Raw genomic sequence first — 26805 nt, forward strand, 5'->3', positions numbered from 1 at the left:
CTACCGCTGCGCCTCGGGCGCCGGTTGCGACATGACCGCGCGCACCGCAGTGCGCAATGCAGCCAGCTCATCGGGCCTGGCCGCGCGAAGGGATAGCACGCCGTTGCTGGCCGTGAAACCGAATGGCAGCTTTTTCAGGCGGCTCGCGTAGTCGTCGACGACCGAGAGTAGCGCGCTCCACACTGCCTCCTGCAGGATGCGGCCCCAGCGCCCAACCAGCAGGCCATCGCCGCGCGGCAGCGCTTCGGCGGCGGCAATCAGGCCGGCGGGATCGCGCAGGCCGCCGACGGAGAAGGGCATGACCAGCGTCTCGCGGCCGGTCTGGTCGGTTTCAAGATCGACGCTGACGGCGACGAGCCGGTCGCGCAGCGCGACGCGCACCAAAGGCAGATGAACCAGCACTTCGTCAGCGCCATCGACCCAGACCACGGGCCCCGGGGCGCCGAATCCGGCGGGAAGCGCGTCAGGCGAGCCGAGGCGGCGCGCGATGGCCGCCGAGAGCGTGGCCTCGTCCAGGCGCTGCGGAATCTCGACGCGCCGCTTGGCGGAAATGACGGGAGGGCGCGTGACCACAAGCCGCGTCTCAGAACTCGACAAGCGCGAAGAAAGCCACAGGACTACCCTCCCTCGCTGTTCGTTGAGCGGCGGATTCTAGGCACATGCCTTTTCGGCCGCAATGCCGCTTAAGACATATCGACGGCGGCCCGAATTGCGCGGCACAAGCCCTTCGGCATGGGCTTCGGGCACAGCCTGAACCAACTCGCCGAGATCGACCTGGCGCTGCAATCCGTGTGGTTCGTCCTGCGCTGGATCGACAGCGAACGCATCACCGGGCGAGCTGACGAGCTGCGCGTCGCGGTGGGTGAAGAGATGCTCCTGATGGCGCAACGGCACCCGTGCATTGGCGGCGGCGTCGCGCGGGCGATCCTGTCGCTGCCCCCATCGCATCCGAAGCGCGACGTGCCACGAGCCGAGGCCCTCGTGCGCTGGCGGCTCGCGGCTGCGGTGAACGACGACGATGCCTCATCCTTCGTCTCGTCGGTGATCGAAACACGTTGCCATGCCAGAGGAACCACTCTACTCGTTCGATTTGGATCATGAGGGGCTGCTGCCTCTCGTTGCGCAAGCCTCGCGTTGTCTGCAGGAGCTGTTCAATGCGCATCGCGACGTGAAACCAGTCCAGGATGTGCTCTGATCGCGCATGCACAGAAGTGACAAGATGGCAAATCCAAAGCCAGCGGTTCTAAGGCAGCTTAGAACTTGTCTGCAAATAGGCGGGCGGAGGATGGCGAGGCGATTTGGGTGCAGGGCAAGGCGCAAACCGGAGACATAGCCGAAGCTATGGCGAGGATTTGCAACGCCGTCATGCGCACAAATCGACCGCCAGCCGACCCCGACTATTTGCGGACAAGTTCTTGGGATCCGCGGTACACCTCCGCCTCGCCATGCTTCGCCAGCAGCTGCATCAGATGCTTGCGAATCAGCATCCCTGGCCGATCCGACTCCATCGAATACTCCACGCCACGCCGCCGCGTATCGACCAGCGCATCCGGGTCGGTCGATTCGAGGATGTCCTTGTCCTCGCGCGTGATCTCCTCGTCGAAGTCGATCAGCATCTGCGCCGCGCAGTCGGCCTCGGTGTCGTTGCGGAACAGCCATTGGCACAGCTGCATGCGCCCGTCGTCGATGGGCGTGAAGCAGTTGATGATGATGTGGCGGATGCCGCTCGGGTACTCGATGTCGAGCCGGCGCGAGAACGGCAGGAAGTAGGCGTTGCGCATGTGGCGCGTGGTGATCGCATCGGTCACGCCGCTGATCGCATGGAACTTCACCGGATTGGTCGCTTCGATCACCGTCTCGGCATGGAAGCCTGACTCGTTGTCCACCAGCTCGTACTTGCTCGGCTTCGGGCTCGCGGCCACGCCGAAGGTGGCGCGGTGCACGAAGCTGAAGTGCGAGTTGTCGAACGAGTTCTCGAGCGCGCGCATCGGGCTGGTCTGCCACTCCTCGTAGAACTGGAAGATGGTGCGATAGCCCGGGTCTTCGAATTCGGGAATGACCGGAATGTCCGCGATGGGCTCCTCCAGCGCCACCCAGGCATAGCCGTAGCGCGCGGTGCAGCGGTAGGCGGTGGTCTTGTAGTCGGGCGAGATCCTGCGGTCAGCCTCGTACTGCGGGATGCGCACCACCTGCCCGCTGCGGTCGTAGGTCCAGCCGTGGTAGCCGCACTGGATCGCGCCCTGCCCGCAGGCCTTGCCTTCGCCGTCCACGCACCAGCCCTTCGAGAGCTTCGCGGTGCGGTGGCAGCAGCGGTCGCGCAGCGCGGCCGGCTGGCCGTCGGCGTCGAGAAACAGCACGATGTCTTCGCCCATCAGCCGGAAGGGCTTCGGGCCGCGGGCCAGTTCGGTGAGCGGCATGACGGCATGCCAGAACTTGCGGAAGACGGGTTGTCGAGTGACGAGCATGGGCGAACTCCTTCGATGTTGCGTGTGGGAACGAACTGAAAGAGCAATTTCCTGCTTCGTCGATGCGCCTGAAAAACAAGCTGCGCGCGAGGCTGAACGCTTCTACTCTGCGCCGATCGACTTGCAATTTGCGCGCCCGGATTGTGGCGCACCCTGGCATGCCTCGTGCAAGTCCGCCGCCAAGAGTAGAAGCGTTCAGCAGCGCACGCACCATCCCCGTGCGCCCGCCCGGAAATTGCTCTTGAGGCGCCTCCTGCCCCGGCGGGAGGCATCCGTCAAGACCATCGACTCCGAGGCCCCACCATGCAACGCCGATCCTTTATTGCCGCAGCCACCGCGGCCACCCTCGCCGCTCCTGCCGTGTTCGCGCAGGGCGGCAAGCTCACCCCGCTCAAGTTCACGCTCGACTTCCGCATCAACGGCCAGACCGCGCCCTTCTTCCTCGCGCAGGCCAAGGGCTACTACCGCGACGAGGGGCTGGACGTGACGATCGACACCGGCGCCGGCTCGGTCGCGTCGATCACCCGCATCGCGAGCGGCGTGTACCAGTTGGGCCTGGGCGACATCAGTTCGCTGGTCGAGTTCAACGCACAGAACCCCGGCACGCCGGTCGTGCAGGCCGTGTACCAGTACTACAACCGCGCACCGTTCGTGATCATCGGCCGCAAGGACCGCGGCGTGACAAGCGACTTCAAGAGCCTCACGGGCAAGAAGGTGGCGGCCGCCGCTGTCGAGTCCACGCGCCGCGCCTGGCCGATGGTGGCGCGCAAGCAGGGCATGCGCGGCGATGCCTTCCAGTGGCAGACCACCGACTTCAGTGCACGCGACAACGTGATGGTGCGCGGCGATGTCGATGCCGCCACCTACTTCCACGATTCCGCCGTCTCGCTCTTCGCGCGCATGAAGATCGACGAGCTCTCGGTGCTCAAGTATTCGGACGCCGGCGTCAATCTGTACGGCAACGCGATCCTCGCGAGCAGCAACCTGATCGCGCAGAACCCCAGGCTGGTCGCCGCCTTCCTGCGCGCGACCAACCGCGCCATCGTCGAGACTTTTGCCAACCCCGCGCCCAGCATCGCGGCCATGCGCCAGCGCGAACCGATCCTCGACGAGAAGGTCGAACTTGAACGCTGGAGCCTCACGGCGCAGTACGTGGGCGCGGCGGACACACGCGACCACGGCCTCGGCGAAATCCGCAAGCTCACGCTCGAACAGCAGGTCGACGAGGTGGCCGACACCTTCGGTCTCAAGACCCGGCCCTCGGCCGATGCCATCTTCAACAGCTCGATGCTGCCCGCGCGCAGCGAGCGCATCCTTCCCACACCCAAGGCATGAGGCACCCGAAAATCCCACCTGGCTGCGTTTAGGCCTGCTGCAAGGCCCACGCCACGTGCTCGCGCACCAGCGCGCTGGGATGCTGCCTGCGCGTTTCCAGCGCCTGCCGCGCCGAGGCGTCGCCGGCACGCAGCGCGTTGCCCAGCGCCACCGCGATGTTGCGTAGCCAGCGCTCATGGCCGATGCGGCGGATCGGGCTGCCTTCGGTGCGCGCAAGAAACTCCTCTTCGGTCCAGGCAAAGAGCTCGGCCAGGGTGCGGCCGGTGAGGCCTTCACGCGGATCGAAATCGGCAAGCGCGCTCTTCCTGGCGAACTTGTTCCAGGGGCAGACGAGCTGGCAGTCGTCGCAGCCGTAGATGCGGTTGGCCATGAGCGGGCGCAGCTCGATCGGGATTGGGCCGGCATGCTCGATCGTCAGGTAGGAGATGCAGCGCCGCGCATCGAGCCGATAGGGCGCAATGATGGCGCGCGTGGGGCAGACGTCGATGCAAGCGCTGCACGATCCGCAGTGCGGGCTCACCGGCTCGCTCGGCGGCAAGGCCAGGTCCACGTAGATTTCGCCGAGGAAGAACATCGAGCCGGCCTCGCGGTCCAGCACCAGGGTGTGCTTGCCGCGCCAGCCCTGGCCGCTGCGCGAAGCCAGCTCGGCCTCGAGCACCGGCGCCGAGTCGGTGAAGACGCGATGGCCGAAGGGGCCGACCTCGGCCGCAATGCCATCGGCCAGCTTCTGCAGGCGCGCGCGCAGCACCTTGTGATAGTCCCGGCCACGCGCGTACATCGACACGATGGCCTCTTGCGGGCGCTCCAGCCTTTCGAACTCGATGCGCTGCCACTCGCCAGGCGTGGTGCGCGGCAGGTAGTCCATGCGCGCCGTGATCACGCTCACCGTGCCGGGCACCAGCTCGGCCGGCCGGGCGCGGCGCATGCCATGCGCAGCCATGTAGGCCATCTCGCCATGGAAACCTTTTTCGAGCCAGCGCATCAATCCAGGCTCTGCACTGGACAAGTCGACGCCCGTCACGCCGATTTGGGAGAATCCGAGCTCCCGCGCCAGCGCCTGAATACGGGATACGAGTTGCTTGCTGCCGATCACTTGCCGATTGTAGAAACACGCCGCTGGCGTGATGAAGACGATACGCTGGCTTTTGCCGCCGCGCTGGCGCGCGCCATGGCAGCGCAGCCGGCACTGGCCGATGCCTATATCTCGCTGCACGGCGACCTGGGCGCCGGCAAGACCACCTTCGTGCGCCACCTCCTGCATGCGCTGGGCGTGCGCGGCCGCATCAAGAGCCCGACCTATGCGGTGGTGGAGCCGCACGCGGCGCCATCGGGCCTTGCCATCCACCACTTCGACTTCTACCGCTTCAGTGACCCGCGCGAATGGGAAGACGCGGGCTTTCGCGACATCTTTGCGGGCCCCGGCCTCAAGCTGGCCGAATGGCCGGAGAAGGCGGCGGGCCACATTCCAATTGAAGACCTTGCTATTAAAATTGAAGCAATGAGCGACGACGACACGCGAACTGTCACCCTGCAAGCCAACAGCGCGCGCGGCCGGCGGCTGCTCCAGGAAGCCGGCGCATGAGCCCCCGCTCGGCCGCTCCGGAGGGGGCTCGCACCCCCTTGGGGGGCAGCGAACCACACGCAGTGGGAGAGCGTGGGGGCCTTTTGCGGCGGCGCTTGCTACTGCAGGGCGGGACCCTGGCGCTGCTGCTGGGCCGCCAGCACATCGCCTTTGGCGCCACGATTCTTGCCGTGCGCGTCTGGCCTGCCGCCGACTACACGCGCGTCACCATCGAATCGGACGGACGGCTGCAGTCGCGCCAGCTGGTGGTGGGCAATCCGCCGCGGCTGGCGGTGGATGTGGAGGGCATCGACCTCAATCCGGCGCTGCGCGAGCTGGTCGGCAAGATCCGGCCCGACGATCCCTACATCAACGGCTTGCGCGTCGGCCAGTTCGCGCCCGAGGTGGTGCGCATCGTGTTCGACCTCAAGAAGTCGGTGCTGCCGCAGGTCTTCTCGCTGGCGCCGGTGGCTGCCTACAAGCATCGGCTGGTGCTCGACCTTTATCCCGAGCAGCCGATCGACCCGATGGAAGCGCTGATCGCCGAGCGCCTGCGCGATGCGCCCGCAACGGCACCCGCGCCGGCCTTTGCCCAACCCAAGCCGGCCACGGCCGACCCGCTGGGCGACCTGATGGCGCAACAGGCGGCCCGGCCCACGCCCGGCGCGCCGGCGACGCCGCCGCTGCCGCCCGCGGTGGCCATTGCCACGCCGCGCCCGGCGATGCCGCCCAGCGTCGCGCCGGCAACGCCGCCGGCCCAGGTCGCGGCAACCTCCACCCGCACCGACCGCATCATCATCGTCGCGCTCGACCCCGGCCATGGCGGCGAGGACCCCGGCGCCATCGGCCCCAACGGCACGCGCGAGAAAGACATCGTGCTGCAGGTGGCGCACCGCTTGCGCGACCGCATCAACAGCTCGACCGTGGGCGGCAACCCGATGCGCGCCTTTCTCACGCGCGACGCCGACTTTTTCGTGCCCTTGCATGTACGCGTGCAGAAGGCGCGGCGCGTGCAGGCCGACCTGTTCGTCAGCATCCATGCCGACGCCTTCACCAACCCGGATGCGCGTGGCGCCAGCGTGTTTGCGCTGAGCGAGCGCGGCGCCTCCAGCAGCGCGGCGCGCTGGCTGGCCAACAAGGAGAACGATGCCGACAAGGTGGGCGGCCTCAACATCCGGGCAGAAGACCTGCACGTGCAGCGCGCCATGCTCGACATGAGCACCACCGCGCAGATCAACGACAGCCTGAAGCTGGGCAGCGCCATGCTCGGCGAGATTCGCGGCATCGGGGCGCGGCTGCACAAGCCGCGGGTCGAGCAGGCCGGCTTCGCGGTGCTCAAGGCGCCCGACATTCCCAGCGTGCTGGTCGAGACGGCGTTTATCAGCAACCCGGAAGAAGAGTCCAACCTGCGCAGCAGCAGGTACCAGGAAGATCTGGCCGATGCCTTGATGCGCGGCATCCAGCGCTACTTTGCGCAGAATCCGCCGCTGGCGCGCAGCCGTCAGCTCTGACGCGCACCTCACAGCAGGTCGCGCAGCCGGTAGTACAGCGTGCCCAGGACCAGCGCCGGCGTGCGCATCAGCGCGCCGCCGGGAAAGCCGTGGTGATGGATGCGTGAGAACAAATCGAAGCGTTCCGCCTGGCCCGCGATGGCTTCGGCCGCCAGCTTGCCGGCCATGCCGGCCATCGCGATGCCGTGGCCGGAGAAGCCTTGCAGGTAGTAGATGTTGGGGTCCAGGCGGCCGAAGTCGGGCGCCTTGTTCATCGTGATGTCGACGAAGCCGCCCCACGCGTAGGGAATGTCCAGGTCCGCGAGCTGGGGGAACACCCGAAGCAGGTTGGCCCGGATCTTTTCGATCAGGTTGCGCGGCGTCTTGGCGCTGTAGCTGTCGCCGGCGCCGAAGAGCAGGCGGTGATCGTCCGTGAGCCGGAAGTAGTCCAGCACGAAGTTGGTATCGGATGCGGCCGGCCGGCCCCGCATCAGGCTGTCGGCGCGTTCGCGATCCATCGGCTCGGTCGCCACGATGTAGGTGCCTACCGGCATGATGCGCCGGCTTACTTCGGGCGCGATGTCGCCACCGTATTCCGCCAGGTACACGTTGCCGGCCAACACGAGAAAGTCGCAAGAGACTTCGCCCTGGGCGGTTTTGGCCAGGGCGCTGTGGCCGCGCTCGATGCGCAGGGTCGGCGAGTTTTCGAACACGCGCACGCCGACCCGCTGCGCCGCCTCTGCCAGGCCGAGGCAGTACTTCAAGGGATGAAGATGCCCGCATTGCGCGTCGAACACGCCGCTGTCGAAGCGCTCGCTGTCGACCCGGCTGCGCACCTCGGGCCGGCTCAGCCATTGGGTGGCGTAGCCATAGGTGCGGCACACGTGCTCGGCCCACCTTTGCAGTTCCCGCGTCTTGCGCGGCTTGACGGCCAGGCTCAGAAAGCCGTCTTGCCAATTGCATTCGATGGCGTAGCGCGCAATGCGCTCGCGCAGCAGTTGCACGGCCTCCACCGACACGTCCCAGGCGCGCCTGGCCTCCTCCGGGGGAAACTGCTTTTCAATGGCGCATTCGCCGTCCGCGCCGAAGCCGACGATCACCTGCCCGCCGTTGCGGCCCGAGGCGCCCCAGCCGATGCGCTGCGCCTCCAGCAACACCACCGACATGCCGCGATCGGCAAGCTCGAGCGCCGCCGAGACGCCGGCATAGCCGCCGCCGATGACGCAGACATCGGCCTTCACCGCGCCGGTCAGGGCCGCCGCCGCCGTGGGCCGGCGCGTGCTCGCTTCGTAGTACGAGTTCTCGACGACGCCGAGTTCTTTTTGCAGCAGCAATCAGGCCACCCTGAAATTCAGGAACTGCCAAGGATCCGTCTCGTCCTTTTCTTCCTTGAAGAGCTCGGAACGACCCTTCAGCGGCGTCCAGTCGCTGTACACGCCAACCATCTCGCCCAGGTAGGGCGACGCTGCTTCCAGCACGAGCTGGTGATCGATGTCGTCCGGCTCCACCACGCCGGCCTCCGGGTTGCGCAGCATCCAGCGCATGCCGCCCAGGATGCCGGCCACCACCTGCAGGCTGGTTGCGCTGTTGAATGGCGCAAGCTCGCGTGCCCGCTCGATCGACAGGTGTGATCCGAGCCAATAGGCGCCTTTGCCGTTGCCCATGAGCAGCACGCCCAACTCGTCCATGCCTGACTCGATGTCGTCGCGCAGGATGCGGCGGCTCTTTTGCAGCTCCCAGTTGCTGCCCGCCAGCTCGTGCACGGACAGCATGGCGTCGTCGCAAGGATGGTAGGCATAGTGCACGGTCGGGCGGTAGACCACGCTGCCCTCTTCCCGCAGCGTGAGGTGATCGGCGATGGAGATCGCTTCCGCATGCGTCACCAGAAGGCCGTGGTAGGGCCCTTCCAGCGGGGTCCAGCTTCGCACCTTGGTGGCGATCCCGGGCCGGCCCAGGAAGATCGCGGCATCGCAGCCGAATCCGTGTCGCCGTGCATCCGCCGGCCAATGCTTCTCGTGCGTGCCCCACCCCAACTCGGCCGGCTGCAGGCCTTCGTCGACAAAGGCGGTAACCGACCAGGTGTTGACGAATTCACCGCGCTTCTTCCGGGCGCGCGCAACCTGGGTATCGCGCTCGGCGATGTGGATCGCCTTGATCTCCAGCTTGCGCGCGAGCGCTGCCCATTCCTCGTAGTCCTGCGGGGTCTGGTACGCCAGCTGGTTGTCGGCGGCGATGTTCAAGAGCCCCTGCTTGACCAGCGCCGACACCAGGCCCGGATTGGCCCCTTGGGTGATCAGCGCTGTCGGGCCGGAGCGCCGGTCCATTCGCCAGGCCAGCACCTCTTCGCGCAGCGAATAGTTGGAGCGCCGCGAAGGCGCAAGCGCAGGATTCTCGTAACGGCCCTTCCATGGCTCGTTGCAGGTGTCCAGGTAGAGGCTGCCCTGGCGCCTGCACAGCTTGATCAAGGCCAGGCTCGATACCTCCACGGAGAGGTTCAGCAGGAAGTCGCCCGCGGCAAGCAGCGGCGCAAGCACCGTCTCGTAGTTGCCTTCGGCCAGCTCGGCGACGATGACTTCCACGCCCAGCTCGGCGGCAATGCCCGAGCCGTCTTCCCGCGCCTTGACGACCTTGACCTGGCCCGGCTGGATGCCCAGCTCCTGGAACAACACCGGCAGCACGGCCTGGCCGACGCTGCCGAAGCCCAGCACCACCAGCTTGCCAGTCAGTTGGGAAGGAGAGCGGGCCTTTCCAGAGCGCATGCCGTGCTCCAAAAACACCACTGTCGACGTGGCGCCCTGGGCCCGGTGTCGGGTGTTTTCATTCTCTTGCATAGGAGAAAGCCGGCAGGCCTTGCGGGGCGGGCAGGGTCTGTCGGCGTTCGCGCGACATGGCGCGCAAGCGCACGCGCCGGGCTCCTACAACTGCCGAAAAGCGCGAAGCCTAGAGTGATTTCATCGCCATTTCATAGGTGAAGATCATGTTGAAGACACGCTATTGGCTTTCTGCGATTGCGCTTTCCGGCACAGCCCTGCTGGCCGGCTGCGCCAGCGGTCCGAGCAATCAGCAGTTGGGTACGGCGGGCGGTGCCGTGGTCGGCGGCGCAGTGGGTCATGCGATCGGCGACGGCAGTGCCGTCGGCACCATCGGTGGCGCTGCTGCCGGTGCCTTGATCGGCAATGAGGTCGGCCGGCGCAGCGACTACAACCGCCGCTACAACTACTACCCGAACAACGGCCCGCGCTACTGACGACTGACGACGATGCGCAGGCTTCGCGCCATGACGCGCAAGAGCGTGCCCACGGCACGCTCTTTTTTTTGCTTGAGGAATCAGGCGCTGGCCGAAGGCGCCTTGCGCCCCGCGTGCCAGGCGCCATAGATCGCGATCAGGCCGGGCAGCAGGATCAAGGCCCAGATGATCTTGTCCAGGTGCTCACGCACGAAAGGCAGATTGCCGAAGAAATAGCCCGCCGTCGCAATGCCCAGCACCCACAGCAATGCACCCACCACGTTGTAGGCGGTGAACTTCGGCCGGCTCATGTTCGCCACCCCGGCCACGAATGGCGCAAAGGTGCGGATGAAGGGCATGAAGCGCGCCAGGATGATGGTGACGCCGCCATAGCGCTCGTAGAAGTCGTGCGCCTGGTTGAAGGCCTTCTTGTTGAAAAAGCGCGAGCTTTCCCACTGAAAGACCTTGGGCCCGAAATAGCGGCCGATGCTGTAGTTGCACTGGTCGCCCAAGATCGCCGCCACCAGCAGCACGCCGCAGGCGATCGGGTACCTCATCATTCCCGCGCCGCACAGGGCGCCGACGATGAAGAGCAGCGAATCGCCCGGCAGGAAGGGCATGACCACCAGCCCGGTCTCGACGAAGACGATGGCGAACAGGAGTGCGTAGACCCAGGGCCCATAAGCCACGACGAAGGCCTCCAGGTGCTTGTCGACGTGCAGGATGAAGTCGATGAGAAAGCTGACAATGTCCATCCGCCGATTATCACGAGGGTCCCCCTTTCCCTAGAATGCCCCGGTGAGCGCCGTCCTTCCCTCTTCCTTCGCCCGTCCCCCGTCCCCGCGCCGTCCCATCCGCGAACTGCCGGATGAGCTGATCAGCCAGATCGCTGCCGGCGAAGTGGTGGAGCGCCCTGCCTCGGTGGTGCGCGAATTGGTGGACAACGCGCTCGACGCCGGTGCCCGCCAGGTCGTGGTGCGGCTGCTGGCCGGCGGCGTGCGTCTCATCTCGGTGGAAGACGACGGCCAGGGCATTCCGTCCAGCGAGCTGCCGGTGGCCCTGCGCCGCCATGCCACCAGCAAGATCACCAGCCTGCTCGAGCTGGAAACCGTGGGCACCATGGGCTTTCGCGGCGAGGCGCTGGCGGCCATCAACTCGATTGCCGAGCTGTCGCTGCATTCGCGCACAGCCGATGGCGGCAGCGAGGGCGGCTGGTCGCTCGACGGCCGCTCGGGCGAGCTGCGCCCCATCGCCCGCGCCATCGGCACCACGGTGGAAGTGCGGGAACTCTTCTTCGCCACGCCGGCACGCCGCAAGTTTTTGAAGACCGATGCCACCGAACTCGCCCATTGCGTGGAAGCGGTGCGGCGCCATGCCCTGGCGCGGCCCGAGGTGGGCTTCGCCATCTGGCATGAGGGCAAGCTGGCCGAGCAGTGGCGCCCGGCCGGCTCGCTCGAGGCGCGGCTGGCCGATGCGCTGAGCGAAGACTTCGTGACGCGCAGCGTGGCCGTCGCGCATCCGGGCAGCACGGTGCGCGTGAGCGGCCGCGCCGGCATTCCGGATGCGGCGCGCTCGCGCGGCGACCAGCAGTTCTTCTACGTCAACGGCCGCTTCGTGCGCGACAAGGTGCTGGCCCACGCGGTGCGCAGCGCCTACGAGGACGTGCTGCATGGGCAGCGCCAGCCGGTCTATGCACTGTTCCTGGAAATCGATCCGGCGCGGGTGGACGTGAACGTGCACCCCACCAAGATCGAGGTGCGCTTTCGCGATGGGCGCGAGGTGCACCAGGCGGTGCGCCGCGCCATCGAGAACGCACTGGCGATTCCGCGCGCCGGCCATGGCGTGACGGCGCCGCTGGCCGACGCGGCCACGCCGCTGCCGGCCTTCGAACCACCGCCTGCGGCCACGGCGCCGCTGCGCCCCTGGTCGCAGCCGTCCATGCAATTCGCCGTTGCGCAGGAAAGAAGGCAAGGCGCCGGCGACAGCGCCGCCATGTGGCCGAGCCGCCCCTACGAGCGGCCCGCAGATGAAGCCTCGCCTGCCTCGTTCGTCGTCGCCCCTGCGCCGCTGGCAAGTGCAGCAGCGCCGATGGACGGCGCGGCCGACAACGCCCCGGCCTGGCCCCTGGGCCGCGCGCTGGCGCAGTTGCAAGGCATCTACATCCTGGCGGAGAACGCGCAGGGCCTGGTCATCGTCGACATGCATGCGGCGCACGAGCGCATCGTCTACGAGCGCCTCAAGACGCAACTGGACGGCGCGGCCATCGGCAGCCAGCCGCTGCTCATTCCCGCCACCTTTGCCGCCACGCCGCAAGAGGTGGCGACGGCGGAAGCCTGTAGCGCGGTGCTGCCGGCGCTCGGCTTGGAGATCACACCCTTCTCGCCGAAGACCCTGGCCGTGCGTGCCGTGCCCGGCACCCTGGCCGACGGCGATCCGGTGGAGCTGGCGCGCAGCGTGCTGGCCGAACTGGCGCAGCACGACGCCAGCACCGTGGTGCAGCGCGCCCAGAACGAACTGCTTGCCACCATGGCCTGCCACGGCGCGGTGCGCGCCAATCGCAAGCTGACCGTGGACGAGATGAACGCGCTCTTGCGCCAGATGGAAGCCACCGAGCGTTCGGACCAGTGCAACCACGGCCGCCCGACCTGGCGGCAGGTCACGCTGCGCGATCTGGATGCGCTGTTTTTGCGAGGGAGATAGACCCAGCATGGCCATCACCGCGTTGCCCGAATGGAGTCCGCTGCTGCGGGAGCGTATCCAGCAGCGCGTCGGCGATGAACTGGTGGCCAACTTCGCGCGCGACGGTGCGGTGTGCATCCGCCAGCTGCTGAGCGCTGACGAAGTCGCCCTGCTGCGTGCCGGCATCGACGCCAACCTGGCCACGCCCAGCCCGCGCGCCAAGATCGCCAGCCGGCCGGACGACCCGGGCCGCTTCTTCGAGGACTTCTGCAACTGGCAGCACATCGAGCAGTTCGAGCGCTTTGTCGCCGAAACGCCGGTGGCGCTGGCGGCCCAGCGGCTGATGCACAGCGCCAGTGTTCGGCTCTACCACGACCACGTGCTGGTGAAGGAGCCTGGGACACGGCAGCGCACGCCCTGGCACCAGGACCAGCCCTACTACAACATCGAGGGCCGGCAGAACGTGAGCATGTGGATTCCGGTTGACCCGGTAGCACGCCAGGCGACGCTGGAGTTCGTGGCCGGCTCCCACCTGGGGCCCTGGCTGATGCCACGCACCTTCATGGACAACCAGGCCAAGTGGTTCCCCGAAGGCAGCCTGCAGGACTTGCCGAACATCGAGGCGCGGCGCGAAGACTTTCCCATCATCGGCTGGGAGATCGAGCCGGGTGATGTGGTGTGCTTCCACATGCTGGCACTGCATGCCGCCGGCGGCGTGGAAGGCCCCGATCGGCGGCGCGTGTTCTCGGTGCGCTTCCTGGGCGACGACACGCGGCATGCGCCGCGCAACTGGAAGACCTCGCCGGAATTTCCCGGCCTGGCGGACGAACTGCCGGCCGGCGCGCCCATGGCGCACCCGCTCTTTCCTCTGCTGGTCGTATAAGCCGTCAAGCTGAAAACCTGCTTGTTTGTAACACTTCGGCCGTACCAAGCTGTCATCCAGCAGCCTGGCACGGGCGTTGCGTAGTGTCTTGACCGCGCCAACGAGACAAGACGCGCGGAACTTTGGGTCCCACCCGCCAATCGATTGCAGTTCCTATCGAACGAATGAAACGCTGGTCCCTGTTCGCCCTGACGACTGTCTTTGCCGGCACGCTTGCCGGCGGCTGTTCCACACTCGACGCCCAGCAGCGCGAATGGATCTTTCAACCCAGCGATCGCAGTTGGGGCAACACGGCCTCCATGACAGCGGACATGGACGACGTCTGGATCGACTTCAAATCCTCCCTGACCGGTGAACCGGCGCGCCTGCACGGCCTGTGGCTGGGCGGCAAGCCCGAGTCGGTCGACACGCCGGTGCTCTTGTACCTGCATGGCGCGCGCTTCAATGTGGCGGGCTCGGCGCCGCGCATCCAGCGCATGCATGCGCTGGGCTTCTCGGTGCTGGCGGTGGACTACCGGGGCTTTGGCAAGAGCAGCAAAGGCCTCCCCTCCGAAGACTCGGCGCGCGAAGACGCCCTGGCCGCCTGGACCTGGCTGGCGGCGCGCCATCCGCAACAGCGGCGCTACATCTTCGGCCATTCGCTGGGCGGCGCCATCGGCATCGACCTGGCTTCGCGCGTGGACGACGAAAGCGGCACCATCGTCGAAGGCACCTTCACCTCCATCTCCGATGTGGTGAGCAGCTTCAAGTGGGGCTGGCTGCCCTTTTCGCCCTTCCTCACGCAGCGCTTCGATGCGCTGGCAAGGGTCAAGGACATCGGCGCACCGCTGCTGGTGGTGCATGGCGCACTGGACGACCTGATCCGTCCCGAACTCGGACGCAAGCTCTATGAAGCGGCCACCGTGCCCAAGATGTTCGTGCTGGTCAATGGCGGTTCGCATCACAGCACCAACACGGTGGGCGCGGCGCAATACCGCGCCGCGCTGAACCAGCTGTTTCGCATGAAGCCGCCGGAAGACCCGCCGCTGCAAGACGAGCCCGTTCAGCTGAGCGCGCAGCGCCTTTGATACCCTCGGGCGCATGCCGCCCTCCCCACCACTTGCCGCCACCTGGATCGGCCTGGCCGGCCCCACCGCCAGCGGCAAGACCGCCGCCGCCCTGGCGCTGGCGCGCGTGCTGCCCGTCGAGATCGTCAGCGTCGACTCCGCGCTGGTCTATCGCGGCATGGACATCGGCACGGCCAAGCCCAGCCCGCATGAACTGGCGCAGGTGCCGCACCACCTGATCGACATCCGCGATCCGCAAGACAGCTACAACGCCGGCGAATTCCAGCGCGACGCCACGCGCCTCATCGGCGAGATCCGCGCCCGCGGCCGGCTGCCGCTGCTGGTGGGCGGCACCATGCTCTACTTCAACGCGCTCGTCCACGGCATCGACGAAATGCCCAGCGCCGCGCCGGCGCTGCGTGCGCGCATCGAAGAGGAAGCCGCGGCCAAGGGCTGGCCGGCCATGCATGCGCAACTCGCCGTGGTCGATCCGCCGACGGCCGCACGCCTGTCGCCCAACGACAGCCAGCGCATCCAGCGTGCGCTGGAGGTCTGGCATGCCAGTGGCCGCCCGCTGTCCAGCTTTCATGCGCAGCAAGCCGCGCCCCAAGAGGCGCCGCCGCTTGCACTGATCTCGCTGGAGCCCCTCGAGCGCGCCTGGCTGCACGAGCGCATTGCGCAGCGTTTCGACGCCATGCTGGCTGCCGGCTTCCTGGATGAAGTGCGTGCGCTGCGCGCGCGCGGCGACCTGCGGCCCGAGCTGCCCTCGATGCGCTGCGTCGGCTACCGCCAGGCCTGGGAGGCGCTCGATGGCCTCTGGCCGATGGCGCAGCTGCGCGAGCGCGGCATTGCCGCCACGCGCCAACTGGCCAAGCGGCAGATCACCTGGCTGCGCGCCATGCCGCAGCGCCAGGTGATCGAAGCGAGCGCAGCCGATGCCGTGCAGCAGGTGCTGCGCCAGGCCGATGCATGGATCGCCCAAGGGCGGGTGCAGGCTGCATGAACGCCAGGGGCCTGGCTGTTCGCGCACTGGCCAAGCACTATGGCGAAACGCCGGTGTTCCGCAACGTCTCGCTCGATGTGGCACCCGGCGAATTCGTCGCCATCGTTGGCGAATCGGGGGTGGGCAAGTCCACCCTGCTCAACTGCATGGCCGCGCTCGATCGGTGGGACGCCGGCAGCATCGCGCATGCGGACATCGACCTCGGCGCGCTCGACGCACAGCAGCGTGCGCTGTGGCGGCGCACGCAGGTGGGCTTCGTATTCCAGGCCTTCCATGTGCTGCCGCACCTGGACGTGGCGCAGAACGTGGCGCTGCCGCTCATGCTGCAAGGCCGCCGCGACGAGGCGCGGGTGGCGCAGATGCTGGCCGCGGTGGGCTTGGCCGGCACCGGCGAGCGGCTGCCGCAGCAGCTCAGCGGCGGGCAGTTGCAGCGGGTGGCCATTGCCCGCGCCCTGGTGCACCGCCCCGCCCTGCTGCTGGCCGACGAGCCCACTGGCAATCTCGATCCAGCCACCGCCGCCAAGGTGATGGAGGTCCTGGCCGGCCAGACCCGCGAGCACGGCGCCTCGCTGGTGCTGGTCACCCATTCGGAGGCGGCGGCCGCGCGCGCCGACCGGGTGCTGCACCTGCGCGCCGACGGCATCGCCTAGGGCGTGAACAGGCCCTGGAAAAAGATTGCACACTGCTGTCGAAATGGCCCGCCGCGAGGCGTCATTGGGGTGAGCGATCCTGCTCGAGCACATTCCAACCCAGGAGTCCACCATGGAATACATGCTGATGTTCTACGAATCCCCGGCCGATTTCGCGCAGCGCAGCGGCCCCGAAGCACAAGCCTTCTTCGGCGGCTGGATGGCCTACATCGACACCATCGACAAGGCCGGCATCCGGATTTCCGGCAACGGCTTGCAGCCGCCGATGACGGGCACCTCGTTGCGCCTGCGCGGCGACAAGCGCCAGGTGCAGGACGGGCCCTTTGCCGACACCAAGGAGCAGCTCGGCGGCTTCCTCGTCATCAACGTGGCCGACCTGGACGCCGCGCTGGAATGGGCAGCGCGCGCACCTTGCGCCTCGACGGGCGGCGTGGAAGTGCGCCCGATCATCAAGGCGCCGGGCGCGTGACCACCAGTGCCGCGCACCAGGCAGCCGATCGGGCCGCGCGCCAGTCCTACGGGCGACTGGTGGCGATCCTGTCGGCACGTACGCGCGACATCGCCGCGTCGGAAGACGCGCTGGCCGATGCCTTTGCGCGTGCGCTGGAGCGCTGGCCGCAGGACGGCATTCCCCGGCAGCCCGAGGCCTGGCTGCTGCAGGTGGCGCGCCACCGGACGCTCGACGCCTGGCGTCATGCGAAGGTCGAGCAAGCGGCAACGCAAACTCTGCTGTTGCTGGCCGACGAGATCGACGGCGAAGCCGACAGCGCCGGCGCGGTGCCCGACGAGCGCCTGCGCCTCTTCTTCGTATGCGCGCATCCCGCCATCGATGCGCAGGCGCGCGCGCCGCTGATGCTTCAAACGGTGCTGGGCCTGGACGCCAGCCGTATCGCCAACGCCTTCCTGGTGGCGCCGGCCACCTTGGGCCAGCGCCTGGTGCGCGCCAAGGCACGCATCCGCGAGGCCGGCATCGGCTTCGAATACCCGCGCGCGCTAGATCTGCCGCAGCGCCTGCAAGACGTGCTGGACGGCATCTACGCCGCCTATGGCACTGGCTGGGACGATGTCGAAGGTTCCGACGCCGCGCAGCGCGGCCTGACCCTGGAAGCCATCGAGCTCGGGCGCATCCTGTGCAGCCTGATGCCGGGCGAAGCCGAGCCGCGCGGCCTGCTGGCCCTCATGCTGTTTTGCGAAAGCCGCGCGGCCGCGCGGCGCGATGCGGAGGGCGCCTATGTGCCGCTCGATGCGCAGGACACACGCCTGTGGAACGAGCCCATGCTGGTCGAAGCCGAACGGGGCCTGTGGGAGGCGGCACGCCTGTCGGCCCTCGGCGCCTACCAGCTCGAAGCGGCCATCCAGTCGGCCCACACGCAGCGTCGGCGCTGCGCCCCGGCGCCGGCGCAGGCGCTGGTGGCGCTGTACGACGGGCTGCTCGCCCTTCGGCCGAGCGTCGGCGCGCACGTCAGCCGTGCCTGCGCGCTGGCCAATGCCGATGGCCCGGCGGCCGGCCTGCAGGCGCTGGATGCCATCGACGCGGCACAGGTCGCCAGCTACCAACCCTATTGGGCGGCGCGCGCGCACCTCCTGGGCGCCAGCGGCGACGCCACAGGCGCGCGCGCCGCCTACGCACGGGCCGGCGGCCTCTCGGCCAGCCCGGCGGTGCGCGCCTACCTTGCGCACGCCTGCGCACGGCTGCCGTAGGACGCGCCATGCTCTCCCTCTTGCGCACCTTCTCCTGGCGCGAGCTGCGCCACCACCCCTGGCGCAACGCGGCGGCGGTGGTGGCCGTGATGCTGGGCGTGGCGCTGGCGTTCTCGGTGCACCTCATCAATGCCTCGGCGCTCGACGAATTCGCAAGCGCGGTTCGTTCGGTCAATGGCCAGCCCGACCTGGAGCTGCGCGCCGCCCAGGGTGGATTCGACGAAGCGCTTTTTTCCCGCGTCGCCGGCCATCCACAGGTCGCGCTGGCCAGCCCGGTGCTCGAGACCCAGGCGCAGCTGCTGGCGGACGGCAAGCGCATCGCCCTGCGCGTGCTGGGCGTGGATGCGCTGGCGCTGCCGCAGATGGCGCCGGCACTGGTGCCGCAACCGGCCACCGGCGCGGACCGGCTGGCGATGCTGGCACCCGGGCAGATCTTTCTCAATGCGGCGGCGCGCAGCGTGGTCGGTGCGAAAGCGCACACCGTCGAGATCCAGTCGGGCACACAAACGCACCGGCTTGCAGTGGCGGGCAGCGTGACGGCCGGCGGCGCCGCGCTGGCGGTGATGGACATCGGCGCCGCGCAGGATCTGTTCGAGCGGCTGGGCCAGCTCAGCCGCGTCGACATCCGCCTCGTGACGGGCACCGACCGCGCCGCCTTCGCCCGTTCGATCGAGCAATCGGCCAGTTGGCCGGCCGGGCTGCGGCTGGCCGAGCCGGGCGATGCGGCGCAGCGCGTCAGCAACCTGTCGCGCGCCTACCGCGTCAACCTGACGGTGCTGGCGCTGGTGGCGCTATTCACCGGCGCCTTCCTGGTGTTCTCGGTGCTTTCGCTGGCCGTGGCCAAGCGTTCGCAGCAGTTCGCGCTGCTGGGCGTGCTGGGTCTCACGCCGCGGCAGCGCCTGCAACTGGTGCTGCTCGAATGCGGCGTGCTGGGGCTGGTCGGCAGCCTGGCCGGCATCGCGCTCGGCACCGGGCTCGCGGCACTGGCGCTGCACCTGCTCGGCGGCGACCTCGGAGGGGGCTACTTTCCGGGTGTGGCGCCAACGCTGCGCTGGAACAGCAGCGCGGCGCTGGTCTATGGCGCGCTCGGGCTGCTAGCGGCGCTGGTGGGCGGCTGGTGGCCGGCACGCGCGGCGCAGGCGCTGCCGGAGGCGCTCACGCTCAAGGGGCTGGGGGCCACCAGCACCGCACCCGGCTCGCGCCGGACCCGCTGGCTCGGCGCCGCCTTGATGGCCATCGGCGCCCTGCTGGCCCTGGCGCCGCCTCTGTTCGGTGTGCCCGTGGCGGCTTACCTCGCGGTCGGGTTCCTGCTGGTGGGCGGCATCGCCACTTTGCCGGTGCTGATCGGCGCGCTCTACGACCGTGCGGCGCCGCGGTTGGCGCAACGTCTGCTGCCCATGCTGGCGGTGGAACGCGCGCGCCGCATGCGCGGCAGCGCGGCAGTGGCGGTGAGCGGCGTCGTGGCCAGCCTGAGCCTGGCGGTGGCGCTCACGGTGATGGTCGCCAGTTTTCGCGAATCGGTCTCGCGCTGGCTCGACGCGGTGCTGCCGGCGCAGCTGTATGTGCGCGCGGCCGGCAGCGGCAGCAGCGCCGCCGGCGCGCTGGACGCGGCGGCCTTCACGCCGGACTTCGTGCAGGCGGTGGCGCAGCTGCCGGGCGTGGCGCGCACCGGTACCTTGCGCACGCGCGCCCTGCTGCTCGACAGCAGCCGGCCTGCGCTCACGCTGATCTCGCGCAGCTTCGACGACAGCGACCCGGCGCGCACCCTGCCCCTGGTTGGCGAGCAGGTGCCGGTGCCGGCCGGCTCGATCGGCGTGTATGTGAGCGAAGCAGTGGTCGATCTGTACGGCGCGCGGCCGGGCGGCGAATTCGAGCCACTGTCGCGGGCCTTTGCCGCCGGCGCCGCTGGCCCCGCGCCACGCTTCTTCGTGGCCGGCGTATGGCGCGACTATGTGCGGCAGTTCGGCGCCATCACCCTGGATGCGCGCGACTTCGAGCGCCTCACCGGCGAGCGTAACGTGAGCGACATCGCGCTGTGGCTGGCACCGGCTGCCTCCGAAAGCGATGTGCAGGCGGCCATCCGCGCGCTGGCCGCCGAGCGGCTGGGCAGCAGCGAACCGGTTGAATTTGCTTCGGTCCACGCCATCCGCGCCAATTCGCTGCGCATCTTCGACCGCAGCTTTGCCGTCACCTACTGGCTGCAGGCGGTGGCGATCGGCATCGGCCTGTTCGGCATTGCCGCCAGCTTCAGCGCGCAAGTGCTGGCGCGGCGCAAGGAATTCGGCCTCTTGGCGCACCTGGGCTTCACCCGCGGACAGATCCTGGGCGTGGTGGCCGGCGAAGGCATGGCCTGGACCGCCATCGGCGCGCTGGCCGGCCTGGCGCTGGGGCTGGCGGTGGCGCTGATCCTGGTGCATGTGGTCAACCCGCAGAGCTTTCACTGGACCATGGACCTGATGGTGCCGTGGTGGCGGCTGGCGCTCCTGTGCGCCGCGGTGCTGGCAGCCGGCACGCTCACCGCCTGGCTGGCCGGCCGTGCCGCCGCCGGCCGCGACGCCGTGCTGGCGGTGAAGGAGGACTGGTGATGCAAAGGCGCGCACTGCTTGCGGCCGTGCTGGCTGCGCCCTGCGCGCGGACGATTGCAGCGCCATTGCCATTGCAGCGGCCGCTGCAGTTTCCGCGCGACTTCGGCAGCCATCCCGACCACCGCACCGAATGGTGGTACATCACCGGCCATGCCGGCATGCCGCAGGCCGGCGGCGGCGTGCGCAGCTTCGGCTTTCAGCTCACCTTCTTCCGCTCGCGGGTCGATGCCACGCAAAAGCTGCGCTCCGCCTTTGCTGCCAAGCAGCTGATCTTCGCCCACGCAGCCGTCACCGACCTGAAGGGCGGTCGCCTGCTGCATGACCAGCGCATCGCGCGCGCCGGCATGGGCGTGGCTTCCGCCTCCGAGCAGGACACCGACGTGCGGCTGCGCGACTGGCGCCTGCATCGGGAAGCAGGCGGCTCCTATGCCGCCAGCATCGCGGCGAACGACTTCAGCCTGGTCCTGCGCTTCACGCCGACGCAGCCGGTGCTGCTGCAAGGCGAGGCCGGCCTGTCGCGCAAGGGCGCCGGGCCCAACGAAACCAGCTACTACTACAGCGAGCCGCAGCTGAAGGTGCAAGGGCACATCGGCCTTGGGGCCAGCCGCTTCGAATTGAATGATGGCCGCGCCTGGCTGGACCACGAGTGGAGCGAGACCATCATGCCGCCGGGGGCAGTGGGCTGGGACTGGATCGGCATGAACCTGGCAGACGGCGCCGCCCTCACCGCCTTCCGGCTGCGCGATCGCGACGGGCGCTCGCTCTGGGCCGGCGGCTCGTGGCGCAGCAGGAGCGGCGAGCTGCGCGCGTTCGCGCCGGGCGAGTTGCGCTTCGAAGCCGGCCGCCGCTGGAAGAGCCCGGCCACGCAAGCCGACTACCCGGTCGAATGGACCGTGGCCACGCCGGTGGGGCGCTTCTCGGTCAAGGCGCTGCTGGACAACCAGGAGCTGGACAGCCGCGGCTCCACCGGCACCGTTTACTGGGAAGGCCTGTCCGACCTACTCGACGAGCGCGGTGCGGTCGTGGGGCGCGGCTATCTGGAAATGACGGGGTATGCGGGTGCGCTGAAGCTGTAGAGATGACGCGGCCTCAAAGGCGTCGAGTGCTTGCAGCGTCATGGGGCTCACAGCGTGTACTCGAACTCGTAAGAATGTTTGCCGTCCACGATCTGCAGCTTGAAGCTGCCGGCAATCGTGCTGAGCTCACCCGTGCCCGAATCGGGCACCACGGTGATCGACAGTTGCTGCGCGCCGCGCGTCATGGTGCCGGCGTGCTGGAAGACAAAGCCGCCGCTCTTCCCGTGCAGCGTGCCGGAAACGCGCTCGATCGCCACATAGCCGGCGGAGCCTTGCACCGGCGTCAGTGCGGTCAGCATCTCGCCGCGTCCGGTGCCGGCCAGGTCACCCTCGAAACGCTTGTCGAGGGACATGCGCCCGAGACTCACACCGTCAATGACACCGGGTTCGGCCTGCGGCTTCATCTCGACCGTGAAACTGCCCTTGGCAATGAAAGCCATGCAATGCGCTCCTCAGCGCCGCGCGCGCTGCCGATCCATGAAAGCGATCACCTCGCCCATCACGCCGCGCCGGAAGGCCAGCACGCAGACGACGAAGATGAGGCCGGTGACCATGGTGACCGACTCGCCCAGGGTGTTGAACCAGTCGATGCGCGTGAGCTCCGCCATGAAGGCGCCGAAGTCGCCCACCTTGTTTTCCAGCAGTACCACCACGGCCGAGCCGACCAGCGGGCCGCTGAGCGTGCCCAGGCCACCGACCAGGGTCATCAGGATCACGTGGCCGGAGGCCGTCCAGTGCACATCGCTCAAGGTGGCGAAACCCAGCACCAGGGTCTTGAGCGAGCCGGCCAGGCCCGACAGCGCCGCCGAGATGACGAAGGCCAGCAGCTTGAAGCGGTTGACGTCGTAGCCCAGCGAGATGGCGCGCGCCTCGTTCTCCTTGATGCCCTTGAGCACCTGGCCGAAGGGCGAATGCACGGTGCGGGCAATCAGTAGGAAGGCGGCCACCACGATGGCCAGCGCCACGTAGTACATGGTGAGGTCGCTGCGGAGGTCGACCAGGCCGAAGAGCTTGCCGCGCGGCACGCTTTGCAGCCCGTCCTCGCCGCCGGTGAAGGGCGCCTGCAGGGCGACGAAATAGATCATCTGGGCAAGTGCCAGCGTGATCATCGAAAAATAGATGCCCTGGCGGCGGATGGCGAGCCAGCCGAACACCAGGCCCAAGAGCGCGCCCATCAAGGTGCCGGCGATCAGCGCGAGCTCGGGCGTGAGGTGCCAGACCTTCAGCGCCTGGCCGGCCACGTAGGCGGCGCTGCCCAGAAAGGCGGCATGGCCGAAGGACAGGAGGCCCGTGTAGCCGAGCAGCAGGTTGAAGGCGCAGGCGAAGAGCGCAAAGCACAGCACCTTCATCACGAAGACCGGATAGAAGCCGATGAAAGGCGCAAGCAGCAGCGCCAGCAGCAGCGCGCCGTAGATGACGATGGAGATCTTCTTCATTATTTCTCGCTGCCGAACAGGCCGGCCGGGCGCAGCAGCAGCACCACCACCATGATGACGAAGACCACGGTGGAGGACGCCTCGGGATAGAACACCTTGGTCAGCCCCTCGACCACGCCGAGCCCCAGCCCGGTGAGGATGGCGCCCATGATCGAGCCCATGCCGCCGATCACCACCACCGCGAACACGATGATGATGAGGTTCTGCCCCATCAGCGGCGAGATCTGGATCACCGGCGCGGCCAGCACGCCGGCGAAGGCGGCCAGCGCCACGCCGAAGCCGTAAGTGAGCGTGACCATCAGCGGCACGTTGACGCCGAAGGCCTCCACCAGCCGCGGGTTCTCGGTGCCGGCGCGCAGGTAGGCCCCCAGCCGCGTCTTCTCGATCGCATACCAGGTGGCGAAGCACACCACCAGCGAGGCCAGCACCACCCAGGCGCGGTAGTTGGGCAGGAACATGAAGCCCAGGTTGGTGCCGCCGGAAAGCAGGTCCGGCGTGTTGTAGGGCAGGCCCGACACACCATAGGCCGAGCGAAAGCCGCCTTCGATCAGCAAGGTGAGGCCCAGGGTCAGCAGCAGGCCGTAGAGATGATCGAGCTTGTAGATCCAGCGCAGCAGCAGCCGCTCGATCAGCACGCCAAAGGCGCCGACGATGAGCGGCGCCACGACCAGCATCACCCAGTAGTTGACGTTGAAGTAGTTCATCGCCATCCATGTCAGCACTGCCCCCATCATGAACAGCGCGCCGTGCGCGAAGTTGATGACGTTGAGCAAGCCGAAGATCACCGCCAGCCCCAGGCTCAAGATTGCGTAGAAGGAGCCGTTGACCAGGCCCAGCAAGAGCTGGCTCAGCAGGGCGGGCAGGGAAATCGTCATGGATGGGATGAAGCGTTCAGGTCAGGGCGGTGATTATTTCCAGAGGGCGCAGGTGCTCTCTTCTTTGGTCGTGAAGACCTGGTCGCCCGGCACCTTCTTGACGATCTTCAGCAGGTCCCAGGGGCCTTTGGATTCGGCCGGCTTTTTCACCTCGGCCAGCAGCATGTCGTGCACCATGCGGCCGTCCGGACGGATCACGCCGCCCTTGGCGTAGAAGTCGTTGATGGGCGTCTTCTTCAGGTGGGCCATCACCTTGTCGGCGTCGGTGGACTTCACTGCCTCCACCGCCTTCAGGTAGGTCATGGTGGCGGAGTAGTCGGCGGCCTGGATGTCGGTGGGCTTCTGCTTGGTCTTGGCTTCGTAGCGGGCCGCCCACTTGCGAGTCTCGTCGTCCATGTCCCAATACCAGCTGGTGGTGTGCAGCAGGCCCTGCGTGGCCGGCAGGCCCAGGCTCTTGACGTCGGTCAGGAACACCAGCAGGCCGGCCACCTTCATCGACTTGTCGATGCCGAATTCCTTGGCGGCCTTGATCGAGTTGATGAAGTCGCCGCCGGCGTTGGCCAGGCCCAGCACCTGCGCCTTGGAGTTCTGCGCCTGCAGCAGGAAGGACGAGAAGTCCGATGCATTGAGCGGCGCGCGCACCGCGCCGGCCACCGTGCCGCCCTTGGCCTTGACCACCTTGGCGGTATCGCCTTCCAGCGAATGGCCGAAGGCATAGTCGGCCGTCAGGAAGAACCAGCTCTTGCCGCCGGTGTCGACCACCGCGCCGCCGGTGCTCTTGGCCAGCGCGACGGTGTCGTAGGCGTAGTGCACGGTGTAGGGGCTGCACTGGGCGTTGGTCAGCGCCGAGGTGGCGGCGCCGTTGGTGAAGAACACCCGCTTCTTCTCCTGCGCCACCTTGGAGGTGGCCAGCGCCACGCCGGAATTGGTGCCGGCGAAAATCATCGTCGCGCCTGCCGTGTCGATCCACTCGCGCGCCTTCGAGGCCGCGATGTCCGGCTTGTTCTGGTGGTCCACCGACAGCACTTCCACCGGCTGGCCCAGCACCTTGCCGCCCATGTCCTCGATCGCCATCTGGATCGCCGTGAGGCCGCCCTTGCCTTCGAGGTCGCCATACAGGCCGGACAGGTCGCTGATGTAGCCGATGACGACCTTCTCCTGGGCCTGCGCGGCCTGGCTGACAAGACCCGCGGCGGCGAGCATGAAGGCCACATGTTTGAGCTTGAATTGCATGAGAGAGTCTCCTGGGTTGGTGGTGATCGATGGATGAGAAATGAACGCTGGCTAGACGCCCAGCAACTCGTGCAGCACCGGCATCTTGGCGTCGAGGGCCGAAGCGCTGAAGGCCTCGACCATGCGGCCGTGCTCCATCACGTAGAAGCGGTCGGCCAGCGGCGCGGCAAAGCGGAAGTTCTGTTCCACCATGACGATGGTGTAGCCCTTGGCGCGCAGGGTCTGGATGGTGCGCGCCAATGCCTGCACGATGACCGGGGCCAGGCCCTCGGAGATCTCGTCGAGCAGCAGCAGCTTGGCGCCGGTGCGCAGGATGCGCGCCACCGCCAGCATCTGCTGCTCGCCGCCCGACAGGCGCGTGCCCGGGCTGTTGCGGCGCTCCGCCAGGTTGGGGAACATCTCATAGATCTCGGCCACCGCCATGCCCTGCCCCGCGCCCTTGAGCACCGGCGGCAGCAGCAGGTTTTCTTCGGCCGACAGGCTGGCGAAGATGCCGCGCTCTTCCGGGCAGTAGCCCACGCCCAGGTGCGCGATGCGGTGCGTGGGCAGGTGGATGGTTTCGGTGCCGTTGATCTGAATGCTGCCCTTGCGCGAACCGGTCAGCCCCAGGATGGCGCGCATGGTCGAGGTGCGCCCGGCGCCATTGCGCCCCAGCAGGGTGACCACTTCGCCCGGCTGCACCACCATGTCGACGCCGTGCAGCACGTGCGACTCGCCGTACCAGGCCTGCAGGCCCTTGATCTCCAGTGCCGGCACTGCCATCAGTGGGCCCCTTGCAGTTGGCCGTCGGTGGTGCCCATGTAGGCCTCCATCACCTGCGGATTGGTCGAGACCTGCGCATAGGGCCCCTCGGCCAGCACGGCGCCGCGCTGCAGCACCGTGATGGTGTCGGCGATGGTCGAGACCACGCTCATGTTGTGCTCCACCATCAAGATGGTGCGGCCCACCGAGACCCGCTTGATGAGTTCGGCCACCCGCTGCACGTCTTCGTGGCCCATGCCCTGCGTGGGCTCGTCCAGCAGCATCAGTTCGGGCTCCATGGCCAGGGTGGTGGCGATCTCCAGCGCCCGCTTTCGGCCGTAAGGCAGGTTCACCGTCTGCTCGTCGGCCAGGTCTTCCAGGCCCACCTGCGCCAGCAATTCGACCGCGCGCGCATTGAGCGCGTTCAGGCTCTTCTCGCTCTTCCAGAAGAAGAAGGAGGTGCCCAGCGCGCGCTGCAGGCCCAGCCGCACGTTCTCCATCAAGGTGAGGTGCGGGAACACCGCCGAGATCTGGAAGGAGCGGATGATGCCGCGCCGTGCGATCTGCGCCGGCCGCTCATGCGTGATGTCGTGCCCGTTGAAAAGAATGGTGCCCGCGGTGGGCTCCAGGAACTTGGTGAGCAGGTTGAAGCAGGTCGTCTTGCCTGCGCCGTTGGGCCCGATCAGCGCATGAATGGCACCGCGCTGCACCGACAGATCGACATTGCTGACTGCGGTGAAGCCCTTGAATTCCTTGGTGAGCTGGCGTGTCTCGAGAATGACGTCGCTCATGTAGCGAGACCACCCGGAAGCGTTGGCAG

The 26805-nt window shown here is 67.9% G+C and carries 26 protein-coding genes; 14 read left to right on the forward strand and 12 right to left on the reverse strand.

Going from position 1 to position 26805, the window contains the following annotated elements:
- A complete protein-coding gene (locus ACIPRI_RS00565) occupies window positions 1-573 on the reverse strand; it encodes a hypothetical protein (RefSeq protein ID WP_446587411.1) in 573 nt (190 codons plus the stop codon).
- Between the two features lie 159 nt (window positions 574-732).
- Here ACIPRI_RS00565 and ACIPRI_RS00570 point away from each other — a divergent pair, with 159 nt between their 5' ends.
- Complete coding sequence (locus tag ACIPRI_RS00570) at window positions 733-1101, forward strand: hypothetical protein (protein ID WP_446587413.1); 369 nt, start codon at window positions 733-735, stop codon at window positions 1099-1101.
- A gap of 296 nt (window positions 1102-1397) precedes the next feature.
- On the opposite strand, the gene ACIPRI_RS00575 is transcribed toward ACIPRI_RS00570, so the two are convergent.
- The gene (locus ACIPRI_RS00575) at window positions 1398-2465 is read right to left on the reverse strand and encodes an aromatic ring-hydroxylating dioxygenase subunit alpha (RefSeq protein ID WP_446587415.1); all 1068 of its coding nucleotides are present in this window, start codon (window positions 2463-2465) and stop codon (window positions 1398-1400) included.
- Window positions 2466-2768: 303 nt separating this feature from the next.
- Between ACIPRI_RS00575 and ACIPRI_RS00580 the strand changes: the two genes are divergently transcribed.
- Window positions 2769-3800, forward strand: coding sequence for an ABC transporter substrate-binding protein (locus tag ACIPRI_RS00580; protein WP_446587417.1), 1032 nt, complete (start codon window positions 2769-2771; stop codon window positions 3798-3800).
- 28 nt (window positions 3801-3828) lie between these two features.
- On the opposite strand, the gene queG is transcribed toward ACIPRI_RS00580, so the two are convergent.
- Window positions 3829-4893, reverse strand: a complete 1065-nt coding sequence (gene queG / locus ACIPRI_RS00585; protein WP_446587419.1) for a tRNA epoxyqueuosine(34) reductase QueG — start codon at window positions 4891-4893, stop codon at window positions 3829-3831.
- On the opposite strand from queG, the gene tsaE reads away from it, so the two are divergent.
- Complete coding sequence (gene tsaE, locus ACIPRI_RS00590; protein WP_446587421.1) at window positions 4876-5382, forward strand: tRNA (adenosine(37)-N6)-threonylcarbamoyltransferase complex ATPase subunit type 1 TsaE; 507 nt, start codon at window positions 4876-4878, stop codon at window positions 5380-5382. The two genes, queG and tsaE, sit on opposite strands and share 18 nt — an antisense overlap.
- Window positions 5379-6872, forward strand: a complete 1494-nt coding sequence (locus ACIPRI_RS00595) for an N-acetylmuramoyl-L-alanine amidase (protein ID WP_446587423.1) — start codon at window positions 5379-5381, stop codon at window positions 6870-6872. Before tsaE ends, ACIPRI_RS00595 begins: the two co-directional genes overlap by 4 nt.
- 8 nt (window positions 6873-6880) lie before the next feature.
- On the opposite strand, the gene ACIPRI_RS00600 is transcribed toward ACIPRI_RS00595, so the two are convergent.
- Together ACIPRI_RS00600 and ACIPRI_RS00605 are read right to left on the reverse strand one after the other, a co-directional pair.
- The gene (locus ACIPRI_RS00600) at window positions 6881-8185 is read right to left on the reverse strand and encodes an NAD(P)/FAD-dependent oxidoreductase (RefSeq protein ID WP_446587426.1); all 1305 of its coding nucleotides are present in this window, start codon (window positions 8183-8185) and stop codon (window positions 6881-6883) included.
- A complete protein-coding gene (locus ACIPRI_RS00605; protein ID WP_446587428.1) occupies window positions 8186-9610 on the reverse strand; it encodes a homospermidine synthase in 1425 nt (474 codons plus the stop codon).
- A gap of 218 nt (window positions 9611-9828) precedes the next feature.
- Between ACIPRI_RS00605 and ACIPRI_RS00610 the strand changes: the two genes are divergently transcribed.
- The gene (locus tag ACIPRI_RS00610; RefSeq protein ID WP_446587430.1) at window positions 9829-10098 is read left to right on the forward strand and encodes a glycine zipper 2TM domain-containing protein; all 270 of its coding nucleotides are present in this window, start codon (window positions 9829-9831) and stop codon (window positions 10096-10098) included.
- An 80-nt stretch (window positions 10099-10178) separates the two neighbouring features.
- On the opposite strand, the gene ACIPRI_RS00615 is transcribed toward ACIPRI_RS00610, so the two are convergent.
- Window positions 10179-10832 carry a DedA family protein gene (locus ACIPRI_RS00615; RefSeq protein ID WP_446587432.1) on the reverse strand — a complete coding sequence of 218 codons (654 nt, stop codon included), beginning with the start codon at window positions 10830-10832 and terminating at the stop codon, window positions 10179-10181.
- Window positions 10833-10875: 43 nt separating this feature from the next.
- Between ACIPRI_RS00615 and mutL the strand changes: the two genes are divergently transcribed.
- The 9 genes from mutL to ACIPRI_RS00660 all read left to right on the forward strand — a co-directional run bounded on the left by mutL (window position 10876) and on the right by ACIPRI_RS00660 (window position 21700).
- Window positions 10876-12777: a DNA mismatch repair endonuclease MutL gene (mutL, locus tag ACIPRI_RS00620; RefSeq protein ID WP_446587434.1), complete on the forward strand. Its 1902-nt coding sequence runs from the start codon at window positions 10876-10878 to the stop codon at window positions 12775-12777.
- Between the two features lie 7 nt (window positions 12778-12784).
- Window positions 12785-13639: a phytanoyl-CoA dioxygenase family protein gene (locus tag ACIPRI_RS00625; RefSeq protein WP_446587436.1), complete on the forward strand. Its 855-nt coding sequence runs from the start codon at window positions 12785-12787 to the stop codon at window positions 13637-13639.
- 164 nt (window positions 13640-13803) lie between these two features.
- Window positions 13804-14706: an alpha/beta hydrolase gene (locus ACIPRI_RS00630; RefSeq protein ID WP_446587438.1), complete on the forward strand. Its 903-nt coding sequence runs from the start codon at window positions 13804-13806 to the stop codon at window positions 14704-14706.
- A gap of 13 nt (window positions 14707-14719) precedes the next feature.
- The gene (gene miaA, locus ACIPRI_RS00635; RefSeq protein ID WP_446587440.1) at window positions 14720-15688 is read left to right on the forward strand and encodes a tRNA (adenosine(37)-N6)-dimethylallyltransferase MiaA; all 969 of its coding nucleotides are present in this window, start codon (window positions 14720-14722) and stop codon (window positions 15686-15688) included.
- Window positions 15685-16338 (forward strand): ABC transporter ATP-binding protein, encoded by a 654-nt coding sequence (locus ACIPRI_RS00640; protein WP_446587443.1) that lies wholly within the window; start codon window positions 15685-15687, stop codon window positions 16336-16338. The genes miaA and ACIPRI_RS00640 overlap by 4 nt, the downstream gene beginning before the upstream one ends.
- Before the next feature lie 112 nt (window positions 16339-16450).
- Window positions 16451-16807: a YciI family protein gene (locus ACIPRI_RS00645; RefSeq protein ID WP_446587445.1), complete on the forward strand. Its 357-nt coding sequence runs from the start codon at window positions 16451-16453 to the stop codon at window positions 16805-16807.
- On the forward strand, window positions 16804-18039 hold the full coding sequence (locus tag ACIPRI_RS00650) for an RNA polymerase sigma factor (protein WP_446587447.1): 1236 nt from the start codon (window positions 16804-16806) through the stop codon (window positions 18037-18039). The genes ACIPRI_RS00645 and ACIPRI_RS00650 overlap by 4 nt, the downstream gene beginning before the upstream one ends.
- 8 nt (window positions 18040-18047) lie before the next feature.
- Complete coding sequence (locus ACIPRI_RS00655) at window positions 18048-20624, forward strand: FtsX-like permease family protein (RefSeq protein ID WP_446587449.1); 2577 nt, start codon at window positions 18048-18050, stop codon at window positions 20622-20624.
- A complete protein-coding gene (locus ACIPRI_RS00660) occupies window positions 20624-21700 on the forward strand; it encodes a lipocalin-like domain-containing protein (protein WP_446587451.1) in 1077 nt (358 codons plus the stop codon). The genes ACIPRI_RS00655 and ACIPRI_RS00660 overlap by 1 nt, the downstream gene beginning before the upstream one ends.
- A gap of 47 nt (window positions 21701-21747) precedes the next feature.
- Here the strand turns inward: ACIPRI_RS00660 and ACIPRI_RS00665 are convergent, their stop codons facing one another.
- Genes ACIPRI_RS00665 through ACIPRI_RS00690 form a run of 6 tightly spaced genes read right to left on the reverse strand, consistent with a single transcriptional unit; the run spans window position 21748 to window position 26776 of the window.
- Window positions 21748-22140, reverse strand: a complete 393-nt coding sequence (locus ACIPRI_RS00665; RefSeq protein WP_446587453.1) for a DUF3224 domain-containing protein — start codon at window positions 22138-22140, stop codon at window positions 21748-21750.
- A 12-nt stretch (window positions 22141-22152) separates the two neighbouring features.
- The gene (locus tag ACIPRI_RS00670) at window positions 22153-23136 is read right to left on the reverse strand and encodes a branched-chain amino acid ABC transporter permease (RefSeq protein ID WP_446587455.1); all 984 of its coding nucleotides are present in this window, start codon (window positions 23134-23136) and stop codon (window positions 22153-22155) included.
- Window positions 23136-24011, reverse strand: a complete 876-nt coding sequence (locus tag ACIPRI_RS00675; RefSeq protein ID WP_446587457.1) for a branched-chain amino acid ABC transporter permease — start codon at window positions 24009-24011, stop codon at window positions 23136-23138. Before ACIPRI_RS00675 ends, ACIPRI_RS00670 begins: the two co-directional genes overlap by 1 nt.
- Window positions 24012-24044: 33 nt before the next feature.
- Entirely contained in the window at window positions 24045-25244 is a 1200-nt protein-coding gene (locus ACIPRI_RS00680; RefSeq protein WP_446587459.1) for an ABC transporter substrate-binding protein, read from the reverse strand.
- Window positions 25245-25295: 51 nt separating this feature from the next.
- Complete coding sequence (locus tag ACIPRI_RS00685) at window positions 25296-26006, reverse strand: ABC transporter ATP-binding protein (protein WP_446587461.1); 711 nt, start codon at window positions 26004-26006, stop codon at window positions 25296-25298.
- Window positions 26006-26776, reverse strand: a complete 771-nt coding sequence (locus ACIPRI_RS00690; protein ID WP_446587463.1) for an ABC transporter ATP-binding protein — start codon at window positions 26774-26776, stop codon at window positions 26006-26008. The genes ACIPRI_RS00685 and ACIPRI_RS00690 overlap by 1 nt, the downstream gene beginning before the upstream one ends.
- Window positions 26777-26805: the final 29 nt, after the last annotated feature.

The sequence above is a fragment of the Variovorax sp. LARHSF232 genome, from assembly GCF_052871435.1.